Raw genomic sequence first — 13047 nt, forward strand, 5'->3', positions numbered from 1 at the left:
TGTCACGCGCCGGCGGTCGCGGGACGCACGCCTGCCAGCCTCCCCCGCGGCCCGGCCGGGCGCAACGGGGGAGCGCGGCAGAGGGGAGGGCCGGTACGTCCCGGCGCCGGCCGGCACACCGCCCGTGCCCGATTCCGACCAGTCGGTATGGACAGATGGGCCGGTGCCCGGTACAGATGCCCCATGCGTATCTCCGTCACGGTCTTCCTCACCGACGAGACCGTCACCCCCGTCCGCCTCGCCCGTGAACTCGAGGCCCGCGGCTTCGCCGGCCTGTATCTCCCGGAGCACACCCACATCCCCGTGGAGCGCACCAGTCCGTACCCCGCCGGCGGCGAGCTGCCGCGCGAGTACGGCCGTACCCTCGACCCGTTCGTCGCCCTGGGCCAGGCCGCCGCCGTCACCGACCGCCTCGGCCTCGGCACCGGCATCACCCTGGTCGCCCAGCACGACCCGATCGGCCTCGCCAAGCAGATCGCCACCCTGGACCACCTGTCCGGCGGCCGGTTCACCCTCGGCCTCGGCTACGGCTGGAACGTGGAGGAGGCCGCCGACCACGGGGTGCGGTGGGGGTCCCGGCGCGAGCTGGTCCGGGACCGGATGGCGCTCATGCGCGCCCTGTGGGAGCGGGAACCCACCGCCTACGAGGGGCAGTTCGGCGGTGTACGGGCCAGCCTCGCCCACCCCAAGCCCGTCCAGGAGCCGCGCGGACCGGTCACCGGCCCCCGCACGCTGGTCGGCGGGGCCGCAGGGCCCGGACTGTTCGCACACATCGCCGAGTTCGCCGACGGCTGGCTGCCGATCGGCGGGCGCGGGCTCACCGAGGCGCTGCCCGTCCTGCGCTCGGTGTGGGCGGACGCGGGCCGCGACCCGGCGGCCCTCCAGATCGTCCCGTACGCCGTCCGGCCCACCCCCGGCAAGCTCGCCCACTACGCCGAGCTGGGCATCGAGGAGGTCGTGGTCCAGCTGCCGCCCGCCGGGGAACCGGAAATCCTGCGCGCGCTCGACGCCTACGGGAGCCTCCTGCCGGTGAACGGTGCGTGACGTGCGTGACGAAGGGGCGCGGGGAACCGTGCGACAAGCCACGGCGCACCCGCACCGGCCCACGCACCACGCTCCCCGAGCCCCCTGACCTCGCTGAACCCGTGGAGCCCAAACGTATGCTCAGGGGATGACGACTTCCGCGACCCCCGGAACCGGCCCCACCGAGAACTCCATGCGTCGCGCCCTCAAACGTGCCCGGGACGGCGTCGCCCTCGACGTGGCCGAGGCGGCGGTCCTGCTCCAGGCGCGCGGCGAGGCGCTCACCGGTCTCGCCGCGTCGGCCGCCCGGGTGCGGGACGCGGGGCTCGAGGCGGCGGGCAGGCCCGGCGTCATCACGTACTCGAAGAGCGTCTTCGTCCCGCTGACCCGGCTGTGCCGGGACAAGTGCCACTACTGCACCTTCGCGACCGTGCCGGGCCGGCTGCGCCGTGAGGGGCACGGGATGTTCATGTCCCCCGACGAGGTCCTGGACATCGCCCGCAAGGGCGCCGCGCTCGGTTGCAAGGAAGCCCTGATCACCCTCGGGGACAAGCCCGAGGACCGGTGGCCCGAGGCGCGCGAGTGGCTCGACGCGCACGGCTACGACGACACGATCGCCTACGTCCGCGCCGTCTCCATCCGCATCCTGGAGGAGACGGGCCTGCTGCCCCACCTCAACCCGGGCGTCATGAGCTGGACGGACTTCCAGCGTCTGAAGCCGGTGGCGCCGAGCATGGGCATGATGCTGGAGACGACCGCGACGCGGCTGTGGTCCGAGCCGGGCGGCCCGCACCACGGATCCCCGGACAAGGAGCCGGCCGTCCGGCTGCGGGTGCTGGAGGACGCCGGCCGTTCCTCCGTGCCCTTCACCTCCGGTCTGCTCATCGGCATCGGCGAGACGTACGAGGAGCGCGCGGAGTCCCTGTTCGCCCTGCGCAAGGTCGCCCGCGCCCACCACGGCATCCAGGAACTGATCATCCAGAACTTCCGCGCCAAGCCGGACACGGCGATGCGCGGCATGCCGGACGCCGAACTCGACGACCTCGTCGCCACCGTCGCCGTCGCCCGGCACATCATGGGCCCCACCGCCTGCCTCCAGGCCCCGCCGAACCTGGTCGACAGCGAGTACGAACGGCTCATCGGGGCGGGCATCGACGACTGGGGCGGCGTCTCCCCGCTCACCATCGACCACGTCAACCCCGAACGCCCCTGGCCGCAGATCGAGGAACTGGCGCGGAGGTCGGCGGCGGCGGGCTTCGAGCTGCGCGAACGCCTGTGCGTCTACCCGGAGTTCGTCCGCCGCGGCGAGCCGTGGCTGGACCCGCGGCTGCGTCCGCACGTCAACGCCCTCGCCGACCCGGCGACGGGCCTGGCCCGCCCGGACGCGGTCGTCGAGGGCCACCCGTGGCAGGAGCCCGACGAGGTCTTCACGGCGACGGGCCGCACCGACCTGCACACGTCCATCGACACCGAGGGCCGCACGGCCGACCGCCGCGGGGACTTCGACGAGGTCTACGGCGACTGGGAGGCCCTGCGCGAGGCGGCGGCCCCCGGCATGGTGCCGCAGCGCATCGACGCCGACGTGCGCGGGGCGCTCGGCACCGCGGCCGACGACCCGACGCGCCTGACCGACGCCGAGGCGCTCGCCCTGCTCCACGCGGACGGCCCGGCGCTGGACGCGCTGTGCCGGGTGGCCGACGACGTCCGCAGGACGGTGGCCGGCGACGACGTCACCTACATCGTCACCCGCAACATCAACTTCACCAACGTCTGCTACACCGGCTGCCGGTTCTGCGCCTTCGCGCAGCGCCGCACGGACGCGGACGCGTACACGCTCTCGCTGGAGCAGGTGGCGGACCGGGCGCAGCAGGCGTGGGATGTCGGCGCGGTCGAGGTGTGCATGCAGGGCGGCATCCACCCGGACCTGCCGGGCACGGCGTACTTCGACATCGCCAGGGCGGTGAAGGAACGCGTCCCCGGCATGCACGTGCACGCCTTCTCCCCGATGGAGGTGGTCAACGGCGCGACGCGGACGGGGATGTCCGTCCGGGAGTGGCTGACCGCGGCGAAGGAGGCCGGTCTGGACTCCGTCCCCGGTACCGCGGCGGAGATCCTGGACGACGAGGTCCGCTGGGTGCTGACCAAGGGCAAACTGCCCGCGGCCACCTGGATCGAGGTGATCACGACGGCGCACGAGCTGGGCATCCGCTCGTCGTCCACCATGATGTACGGGCATGTGGACCAGCCCCGCCACTGGCTCGGCCACCTGCGCACCCTGGCCCGGATCCAGCGGGAGACGGGCGGCTTCACGGAGTTCGTGACCCTGCCCTTCATCCACACGAACGCGCCGGTGTACCTGGCGGGCATCGCCCGCCCGGGCCCGACGATGCGGGACAACCGGGCGGTGACCGCGATGGCACGCCTGCTCCTGCACCCCTGGATCCCCAACATCCAGACGAGCTGGGTGAAGCTGGGCACGGAAGGGGCGGCGGAGATGCTCCGTTCCGGCGCGAACGACCTGGGCGGCACGCTCATGGAGGAGACCATCTCCCGGATGGCGGGCTCCTCCTACGGCTCGTACAAGTCGGTCCGTGACCTGGTGGCGGTGGCGGAGGCGGCCGGCCGCCCGGCGAAACCGCGGACCACCCTGTACGGCGAGGTCCCCGCGGAACGGCAGCGGGCGGCCGAGGCGTCCGACGGGCACCTGCCGGACCTGCTGCCCGTCCTGGACTGAGTACGATGATCCGACCCCCGATCCCAGAAGGGGCCCCGTAGCGGAGGAGATGCGTACCCGTGGCTGCCCTACTGCCCTCGTGGGCCTGGGTCACCGGTCTGACAGCGGGGGCGACCGCGGTCGTCGTCGCCCTCGCCGTGCAGGCGGACCACGCGCCGCACCCCACGGCCGCGACGGCCAGGCCCGGCCCGTCGGCGTCGGCGAGTGCCCACGCCTCCCCGACGCCGAGGACGCCGGCCGCGCCCGCCCTGCCGGACGCGTCCGGCGAGGGCCGCCGGATCGTCTACTCGCTCGGCGCGAAGCGGGTGTGGCTGGTCGACGCGACCGGCCGGGCCGGCCGCACGTTCCCGGTGTGGCCGGGCACGGTCGGCCCGCGGCCCGGCCGCTACTCGGTCACCCTGCGCACCCAGTCCCTCAAGGGCTCGGACGGCGTGGAGATCGAGCACGTCATGTACTTCACCAAGGCGTCCGGCGTGAACATCGCCTTCTCCAATGCCCTGGACGGTGCCTCGCCGCCGCCCGCGAACGGCCAGAAGCTGGGCGGCATACGCATGCACAAGGAGGACGGCGCCGCGCTGTGGGCCTTCGGCGACCAGGGCACCAGGGTCGCGGTCGTCAACTAGCGTCCGGCCGCCCGCCGGGCAGGTGGTTGACGATCAGGGCGACCCCGCTGATCAGGAACACCCGGGTCGCCGCGTCCAGCCCGTTCCAGCTCTTGGACTGCCACATCGCGAACCACTCGCCGCCGATCGCGATGAACCCGGCACCGAAGAGCAGCAGCAGCATCAGCAGCCCGTAGGTGGACACGCGCCGGGCGAGACCGTGCCGCCCCCGCGCCCAGAGGTACGTGCCCCACACCAGGACCAGCGCCGCCACCGTCTCCCACGCGATGATCAGGACGTAGGCGGTGTCCTGGAGGCCGGTGCTCGTGATGGCCCGCCACATCAGGGCGTCGTCCCGGAACGTCGTGTCCATCGCCAGTACGTGCCGTACGAACTGCTGGTTCGTGCCGAAGTCGGTGATGTTCCCGACGGCCACCAGGGCGATGTACAGGGCGAGGATGCCGGTCAGGATGCCGGCCGCGGTACTGGCGGTGCGCGAGGTGCGCGTGGTCATGTCCATGGCTGGCATCTTGCCCGACCGCGGGCGGCCGGCGCCGGGGTGCCGCGATCCCCGCGCACGGAATCCGCCACCCCGCGCCGCCCCCGTCCCCTTCGGCCCGCTTCGCCCCACTGAACGGACCGTCCCCGGTCGATTACAGTGCCTAGCGTCGTACGGATGGACGGTGCCGTGAGGAGGCCTGGTGGGTGCGACGTCCGGCGCCGTCTGGGGCCGTGCCGAACAGCAGGACTTCCGCAGCAGGGTGCGCGGCACCCTCCTCGGCACCGCCGTGGGCGACGCGCTGGGCGGCCCGGCGGACGCGCTGTCCCTGGACGAGATCCGGGCTTCCTACGGCCCCGAGGGGCTGCTCGACCTCGCCTTCGGACACGGACGGCGGGGCACGGTCACCCACCACACCCAGCTGACCCTGTTCACCGTCGACGGGCTGATACGCGCCCAGGTGCGCCGCGACACCGGCGCCTGGCACCCGCCGACCGACCTGCACCGGGCGTACCGGCGCTGGGCCGCCACCCAGACCGACTGGGGGCCGGACGAACGCCGCAAGGACGACGGGTGGCTGGCCCGCGAGGAGTGGCTGTACGCCCGCCGCGAGCCGACCCGGGCGCTGCTCATCGGGCTCGGCGACGCCGCCATGGGCACGCTGGAGCGGCCCAAGAACCCCGGCGAAGCGGGGCCGGAGGCCGTCGCCCGGTCGGCGCCGTTCGGGCTGCTGGTCGGCTGGGATCCGCAGCTCGTCGTCCAGCTGGCGGTGGAGTGCGCGGCCCAGACCCACGGCCACCCCCTCGCCTGTCTGGCGGCGGGCGCGTACGCCGTGATCGTGCACGGGCTGGCCCGGGGCGAGAGCCTGGACGGCGCCGTACGGGGGGCCCTCGGCCTGCTCGCCGTCCGCCCCGGCCACCAGCCGGTCACGGACGCCCTCCGGCACGCCCTCGGCGCCGTACGGCAGGGCGTCCCGGGTCCGGCCCGGGTGGAGGAACTGGCCGGGGACGGCACGGCGGACGGGCTGCTGGCCGCGGCCGTGTACTGCGCGCTGGTCGGGGAGGACGTACGGCACGGGCTGTGCCTGGCGGTGAACCAGAGCGGCCCCTCGGCCGCCGCGGGCGCCCTGACCGGCGGCCTCCTCGGCGCCCTGCACGGGGAGACGGCCCTCCCCCCGGCCTGGCTGGCCGAGCTGGAGGGCCGCCCGACGATGCTGGAACTCGCCGACGACTTCGCGATGGAGATGACCCAGGGCCCCGCCCTGCACAGCCCCGCCGGCTCGTCACCGGGCTGGCTTGCCCGGTACCCGAGGGCGTGACGCGGCCCGGCGCGGGGGACCCGGAGCCGGTGCCGTCCAGCGGCTCGGGCACCCGCGCCTACAGCGGCTTGTCGGGCGCCGCGACGATGTCGTCTCCCGCCGTGGCCGGCGCCGGGACCGCCGCCGTCGCGTCCCCGTCCGTGTTGACCTTCTCGATGACGGCCAGCCGCTCCGGGGTGTCCTCCGGCTTCAGATAGCCGACCAGGACGTAGAGGACCAGGGAGACGGCGAGCGGCACCGAGACCTGGTACTGGAGCGGGACGCCGCCGTCGATGTTCCAGTTGATCGGGTAGTTGACCAGCCAGAAGGCCAGCAGGCCCGTCGCCCAGCTGGTGAGGGCCGCCGTCGGGCCGGAGCGGCGGAACGGGCGGAGCAGACCGAGCATCATCGGGATCGCGATCGGCCCCATCAGACCGGCCACCCACTTGATGACGACCGTGATGATGTCCTTGAAAGCGGGCGAGTTGACCTGCGTGGCCACCGCCATGGACAGGCCGAGGAAGACGACCGTGGTCACGCGGGCCGCGACCAGTCCCGACCGCTCGCCCCAGGCCCGCGCCCGCGCCGACAGCACCGGCGCCACATCGCGGGTGAACACCGCCGCGATCGCGTTCGCGTCGGAGGAGCACATGGCCATGGTGTGCGAGAAGAAACCGACGATGACCAGGCCCAGCAGGCCGTGCGGCAGCAGCTGTTCGGTCATCAGGGCATAGGAGTCGGAGCCGTCCGGCTTCTGCGCGTGGACCAGCAGCGGGGACATCCACATCGGGAAGAACAGGACCACCGGCCAGACCAGCCACAGGATCGCCGACAGCCGGGCCGAGCGCTCGGCCTCGTGCGCGCCGGCCGTCGCCATGTAGCGCTGGGCCTGGTTGAGCATGCCGCCGTTGTACTCGAAGAGCTTGATGAACAGGAACGCCAGCAGGAACACCGTGGTGTACGGGCCGACCAGCGGCTTGCCGTGGCCGTGCAGGGCCGGCTCGTCCCAGGCGTCGAGGAAGCCGATGTGCCGGTCGCCGAGCTTCACCACGACCGCGACGAACATGGAGACGCCGGCCAGCAACTGGATGATGAACTGGCCGAGTTCGGTCAGCGCGTCCGCCCACAGGCCGCCGATCGTGCAGTAGACCGCCGTGATCGCGCCGGTGATCAAAATGCCCTGGTTCAGCGACACGCCCGTGAACACCGCCAGCAGGGTGGAGATCGCCGCCCACTTCGCGCCCACGTCCACGATCTTCAGCAGCATGCCGGACCAGGCGAGCGCCTGCTGGGTGCGCAGGTCGTAACGGTTCTTCAGGTACTCCAGCGGGGAGGCCACATGGAGGCGGGAGCGCAGCCGGTTGATCCGCGGCGCGAACAGTTTCGAGCCGATGGCGATGCCGAACGCGATGGGGAAGGACCAGGTGATGAACGAGGTGACGCCGTAGGTGTAGGCGATGCCCGCGTACCCGGTGAACATCACCGCGCTGTAGCCCGACATGTGGTGCGAGATGCCGGACAGCCACCAGGGCATCCTGCCGCCGGCCGTGAAGAAGTCCGAGACGTTGTCCACCCGCTTGTGCGACCAGACGCCGATCGCGACCATCACGCCGAAGTAGCCGATGAGCACGGCCCAGTCGAGACTGTTCATGTGCCCGATCGTGGGTCCGAGCACATGAACACGACAAGCAAGAGGTAAGTCAAGTCGAGGTAAAATCGTCCGTGAGGTTGACCGGGGTTCATCTACGTGAACGTGGGCGGTGGTCCCGCGCTGAAACGCCAACGGCCCGGCACCGCGCCACCACGGCGGCGGGCCGGGCCGCTTGTCAGGCGACCGCGGGGACCTGCGTCAGGCGGGCGGAGGGACGCGCGCGCGGCCCACCGCCCCGCCCGTCAGGGCGTCTTCAGCTCGTCCGGGCACGGCGTACCGCGCGGCAGCTGATAAGGCGCGGCCAGTCGGTACGTCCCCGTGTGCGGCGCCAGCAACACCGTCCACCGGTCCCCGTTCGCGTCCTCCGGCGTCTGCATCAGACACCCGTCGACGTTGCGGTACGTCTTCGGCGCGTCGGGGGACAGCTGCGGCGGCCGCACACTCTTGCCGTGCTCGTCGACGACGCTCAGCCACGGCGAGTACGGGATCCGGATCAGGATCCGCCCCGCCCTGCGCACCTCCAGCGTCATCTCCCCCTGCTCGGCCCGGTCCACCACCGCGTTCGGCTCGGCGAGCGGCGCCGGATCGGTCACCTTGAACAACTGCCAGTTGGCGTCGCCCCAGACCTGCTCCAGATACGGCATCCCGCGCCGCAGCAGCTCCCGCTCGCGCTCACCGCCGTCGCCGTCCGGGTTGTCCCGGGGCAGCACCACGAAGTGGACGGCCCACCGCTGGAGCCACTCGTGGTAGTTCGCCGAGTTGAGCGTGTCGTCGTAGAAGAGCGGATTGCGCTCCATGTCGGCCTGCCGGTTCCAGCCGCGGGCCAGGTTCACGTACGGGGCGAGGGCCGACGCCTCGCGGTGGGAGCGGGCCGGGACCACCTCGACGCGGCCCTTCTCGGCACCGGCCTTCTGCAACTCGTGGACCAGCGGCGCCAGCTCCCGCGCCCAGGACGCGGCCGGCGTCGTGTGGATGATGTCGTCCACCGTCTTGAAACCGAGCCAGCCGGTGAAGCCGAGCAGCGCGAGCACGGTCAGGTACCACGGGCGCGACTTCCGCACCGTGTACGGCAGTACGGCGATCAGCGTCGCGCCCGCGAACAGCATCGGCAGCCGGGAGATGTTCGACCCGATCTGCGAGCTGATCAGCCACACCAGGACGACACCGAGGCTGTAGACCGCGGCCGTCAGCCGGACGGTCACCCACTCCTTCGGCGCCAGGAACAGGCACAGCAGGCCGTAGAGCAGCGGCAGGATCACCGAGCCGATGCCCATCGGCTGGGTGCCGGAGAACGGGAACAGCCAGGCCGACACCGCGACCACCGCCGTCGGCGCGAGCCCCAGCGCCCACGCGCCCGGCCGCCGCTTCTGGAGGAACAGCGCCGCCGCGACCAGACCCACGAACAGCCCCGCCACCGGCGACGCCATCGTGGCGAGCGCGGCCAGCGGGGCGGCGACCAGCGCCTTCGCCCAGCGTTTGTACCGCCACCGGTGCGGCCAGCAGAACACGGCCGCGACCGCGCCGAGCGCGAACATCATGCCGAGCCCGAAGGTGACCCGCCCGGAGATCGCGTTGCACAGGAACGCGACGACCCCGGCGAGGGAGGCCCACAGCGGGTTCCGCACCCCTCGGCTGCGGATCAGCACCAGCGTCAGCAGGCCCGCCGACACCGTCCCGGCGATCATCATCGTCGTACGGACACCGAGGACCGACATCAGATACGGCGACACCACGCTGTACGACACCGGGTGCATGCCCCCGTACCAGGCGAGGTTGTACGCCGAGTCCGGGTGCCGGCCGACGAACTCCGCCCAGGCGTCCTGCGCCGCGAGATCGCCACCACTGTTCGCGAACGTGAAGAACCAGATGATGTGCAGCACACCTGACAGCGCGGTCAGCGACAGCACCGGATGCCGCAGCAGCCGCTGCCGGAGAGCGTCGACGGCACCCGGCGCGGGGCCGCCCGCCTGTGTCCCGGCGGCGGGTGCGTCCGCGCCGCTCGTCTGCGCGGCGGTCGGCTCCGCGTCAGTCGCCGGCCGGCGTATTCGAGGCCCGGGTCCCGGGCCGGGATCTGTGTCGTCGGCGCGTGTCGGCTCCACTGTGGCCACCTGAAGGCACTCCCCGTGTCCCGTCTTCTGTTCTCGGCCGCTTTCCTCGGTGGTCCCGGCCGCTTCCCGTCCAGTTCACCGCCGTGTCCCGCGACCGGCGGCCTGCCCGATTCGTGACGCTAGCACGCACCCCGCCACGGGGCTCCCGGGTGGGGCTCCGTCGACGGGGTGCGGGCCGGGCCGGCCGGCAGACAGGGTCAGCGGATACGGGTCAGCTTCGCGCCGAGCCCCGGCGCGGTCAGGTCCTTCTCCAGGGCCACCGGAACGCTCACCCCGCCGGCCGAGCCGTCGCCCACGGTGAGCGAACCGACCCGGGTGCCGGCCTTCGCGGTGTGCGGCACCGTACCCGAGGTGAAGGACAGGCTCACCTTCAGACCGGACCAGCCGACGGCCAGGACGTCCCTGGTGACCACGACCGGGGTACGGCCGCCGAGCTGGTCGTCCACGTAACCGACCACATCGCCCTTCTTCAGGATCTTCGACGGGGTCAGCGCCTTCTGGGCGGCGAGCAGCGCGGTCTTGCTGACCTCGTTGGCCGTGGTGAGGATCGGCGGCTTCTGCTGGTCCAGGATCGCGCCGACGATGGTGATCGTCTGCCCGCCGACCTGCTTGCGGGAGGCGAAGAGCAGGTTGCCGCCGGCCGCGGTGGTGGTGCCGGTCTTGATGCCGATCGCGCCGATCCGGTACGGCAGCTCGTTGTAGTTGGGCCAGTTGCGGCCGGAGGGATCCGTCCAGCTGGCCGCGCTGGTGATGTCGACCAGCGCCGGCACCTTCACGACCGCGCGGCCCAGCTTCACCTGGTCCTCGGCCGTCGAGACGGTGGTCTCCTTCAGACCCGAGGGGTCGGTGTACGTCGTACCGGTCATCCCCAGCTCCCTGGCGGTGGCGTTCATCTTCTTGACGAACCCCGCCTCCGAACCCGCGTCCCAGCGTGCGAGCAGCCGCGCGATGTTGTTGGCGGAGGGGATCATGACGGCCGACAGGGCCTGCTTCTCGGTGAGGTGGTCGCCGGCCTTGACGGTGTTCAGCGTCGACTCGCCGTCCTTGTCGTAGCCGCCCTCCTTCTCCGCCTTCGCGTCGACCTCGATCTTCGGACCCTCCTGCCCCCGCTTCAGGGGGCGGTCCCTGAGCACGATGTAGGCCGTCATGGTCTTGGCGACCGAGCCGATGGCCACGGGCGTCTGCTTGCCGAAGTGGCCCATCGTGCCGACGCCGTCCACGTCCACCCAGCCCTGGCCCTCGCCCGGCCAGGGCAGCCGCAGCGCGTCACCCTCGAACGTGTAGCCGTCCTCGGCGGTCAGCGCGAGCGCGGGGGACGGCAGCGGGCGGAACGCCTGCACGACCGCGAGGACGATCACCAGGAGCAGGACCAGGGGGGTCCAGATCTTGACCCGGCGCACCAGGGTGCGGACCGGGGTCTCCGGGGGCGGCGGCGTGTTCGTCAGCTCCGCCAGCAGATCCAGCGGCGGCTTCGGCGGGAGGGGCTGCTGGGTGGTCCGCTCGGGACCGACCTGGGGGACGGTGGTGGTGGCGTCGGAGGCGGGCGTGGGGGCGGGTGCCGTCGTGGGTGCAGGTGTCGTCGTGGGGGTAGGTGCGGGTGCGGGTGCGGGTGCGGGTGCCTTGCCGGCCGGCCGCATGTCGTCCTTCAGCGCGACGAACTTGCTCGTGCGCTCGGACTCGGACTCCGGGGGCTTCGGCTTGCCGCCGAGCTTGAGCATGGTCGTCGGCTGATCGACCTCCGCCTTCTTCGGCCGTACGGCCTTGAAGACGGCGGTCGCCTGATCGACGGCTACGGCTTCGGCTCCGCCGCCGGCCTGCTTCGACTTCCCGCCCGCGGCACCCGTGCGGCTCTCGTCGTCACCTGCGCGTGGCCCCTGCGGGGCGTCCGCGTCGTCGGCGGCCTCGGGTTCGTTGCCGGCGTCGGCGTCCTTGGGCTCGTCCTTGGCGGCAGTGCCTTCCGGCCTGCCCTCGGCGTCGGCGACCTCGAGTGCGTTGTCGGCGTCGCCGTCGGGGGCTTCCGGTTCGCTTCGGCCGTCGACGGCCTCCGGCCCGTCCTCGGCGTCGCCGGTCCCCGGCCCGTCCTCCGTGCCGACGGCTTCGGTGCCGGCGGGCTTCGGCTTCGTTCCGGCCCTGCCCGCCTCGGCCACCTCCTCAGCGGCGCCGGCCTGCGCGCCGGTGGCGACGGCATCCCCGGCCGCACCCTTCGAAGCGCTCCTGGCCCCGCCGGCCCGGGACTTGGCACCGGGCCGGGCCTTCGTGCCGGTCTTGCCCGCTGTGCGGGTCCTGGAGGCGGTGACGTCGGCGTCCGGGGCAGCCTTCGCTTCGGCGGCTTCGGCGGCTTCGGCGGCTTCGGGGTCCGTGTCGGTCTTCGCGTCGTCCTTTGCCCGCGAGGCGGCCTTCGGAGGGGTCTTCGCGCCGGCCCTGCCCTTCGGGACGGCCTTCGCGACCACGTCGGCCTCGGCGTCCGGCTCGTTCCCGGCACCCGCCTCGGTGTCCGCGGCGGACTTCGCGTCGGCGCCCGGGGCGGCCTTCACGCCCGCCTCGGCGCCCGTGCCGGCCTCGGCGCCCGTGCCGGCCTCGGCGCCCGCGTCGGCCTTCGCCTTCGCGTCCCGCGCGTCCGCGCCGGGGACCGGCTCCGCCGGGGCCGGGGGCTTCGCGGGCGTGCCGGGACCGGGCTTCGGGGTCTCGGCACCGCGCACCCATGCCGACACCGCCGTGCGGAGGTCGGTGTCCTCGTCCGGGGTCGCCGAGGGCTCGGCTTCGGGTTCCGCCGGCTCGGTGACCGCGGTCGGCCGTGCGCCCCGTACCGACAGGACCTTCGTCGCCGTATCCACCCGGCCGCCCGAGGAATCCTTCTCGCGGGAGACCGCGACGCGCGGATCGCGCGCCTCGGGAACCGAACCCGCGCTCCCCGACGTCGGTTCCGCCGACGACTCGCGCTGCTTCGACCTGTCGGGGGACTCGCCCGCCACCGATGCCTCCTCCATGCGCCGCACGCCCGCAGGCGCGCCCTGTCCGAACCATGTACCAGTGTCCTGTGTGAGGACTTGGCCCCTGCGGTAGACGAGAACGACATACCTGCCGGTTCCCTCACGAACCGGTCACGCGCCCTCGACAGACCAATGTGAGAGGG

General features: G+C 72.8%; 8 protein-coding genes. 4 read left to right on the forward strand and 4 right to left on the reverse strand.

The features are described from left to right. The first annotated feature begins 183 nt into the window (after positions 1-183). From ACF1BE_RS12340 to ACF1BE_RS12350, 3 genes are all read left to right on the forward strand, one after another. Entirely contained in the window at positions 184-1044 is an 861-nt protein-coding gene (locus ACF1BE_RS12340; RefSeq protein WP_392198943.1) for a TIGR03619 family F420-dependent LLM class oxidoreductase, read from the forward strand. 127 nt (positions 1045-1171) lie between these two features. Then, the gene (locus ACF1BE_RS12345; RefSeq protein ID WP_392198944.1) at positions 1172-3757 is read left to right on the forward strand and encodes a bifunctional FO biosynthesis protein CofGH; all 2586 of its coding nucleotides are present in this window, start codon (positions 1172-1174) and stop codon (positions 3755-3757) included. A 59-nt stretch (positions 3758-3816) separates the two neighbouring features. Next, positions 3817-4380 (forward strand): hypothetical protein, encoded by a 564-nt coding sequence (locus ACF1BE_RS12350; RefSeq protein ID WP_392198945.1) that lies wholly within the window; start codon positions 3817-3819, stop codon positions 4378-4380. On the opposite strand, the gene ACF1BE_RS12355 is transcribed toward ACF1BE_RS12350, so the two are convergent. Further along, positions 4373-4873 carry a DUF2165 domain-containing protein gene (locus ACF1BE_RS12355; RefSeq protein ID WP_392199133.1) on the reverse strand — a complete coding sequence of 167 codons (501 nt, stop codon included), beginning with the start codon at positions 4871-4873 and terminating at the stop codon, positions 4373-4375. The genes ACF1BE_RS12350 and ACF1BE_RS12355 overlap by 8 nt on opposite strands. Before the next feature lie 187 nt (positions 4874-5060). Here ACF1BE_RS12355 and ACF1BE_RS12360 point away from each other — a divergent pair, with 187 nt between their 5' ends. Then, entirely contained in the window at positions 5061-6176 is a 1116-nt protein-coding gene (locus tag ACF1BE_RS12360; protein WP_392198946.1) for an ADP-ribosylglycohydrolase family protein, read from the forward strand. A gap of 58 nt (positions 6177-6234) precedes the next feature. On the opposite strand, the gene ACF1BE_RS12365 is transcribed toward ACF1BE_RS12360, so the two are convergent. From ACF1BE_RS12365 to ACF1BE_RS12375, 3 genes are all read right to left on the reverse strand, one after another. Then, positions 6235-7806, reverse strand: a complete 1572-nt coding sequence (locus ACF1BE_RS12365; RefSeq protein ID WP_392198947.1) for a sodium:solute symporter family protein — start codon at positions 7804-7806, stop codon at positions 6235-6237. A 242-nt stretch (positions 7807-8048) separates the two neighbouring features. Continuing rightward, entirely contained in the window at positions 8049-9914 is a 1866-nt protein-coding gene (locus ACF1BE_RS12370) for an MFS transporter (protein WP_392198948.1), read from the reverse strand. A gap of 197 nt (positions 9915-10111) precedes the next feature. Beyond that, the gene (locus ACF1BE_RS12375; protein WP_392198949.1) at positions 10112-12886 is read right to left on the reverse strand and encodes a D-alanyl-D-alanine carboxypeptidase; all 2775 of its coding nucleotides are present in this window, start codon (positions 12884-12886) and stop codon (positions 10112-10114) included. Positions 12887-13047 lie beyond the last annotated feature (161 nt).

Source organism: Streptomyces sp. NPDC014991, from assembly GCF_043080665.1.
GTDB lineage: Bacteria > Actinomycetota > Actinomycetes > Streptomycetales > Streptomycetaceae > Streptomyces.

Coding starts and splice junctions, on each gene's coding strand:
- ACF1BE_RS12340 (WP_392198943.1), top strand. CDS start 184: ATGCGTATCTCCGTCACGGTCTTCCTCACCGACGAGACCGTCACCCCC.
- ACF1BE_RS12345 (WP_392198944.1), top strand. CDS start 1,172: ATGACGACTTCCGCGACCCCCGGAACCGGCCCCACCGAGAACTCCATG.
- ACF1BE_RS12355 (WP_392199133.1), bottom strand. CDS start 4,873: ATGACCACGCGCACCTCGCGCACCGCCAGTACCGCGGCCGGCATCCTG.
- ACF1BE_RS12365 (WP_392198947.1), bottom strand. CDS start 7,806: ATGAACAGTCTCGACTGGGCCGTGCTCATCGGCTACTTCGGCGTGATG.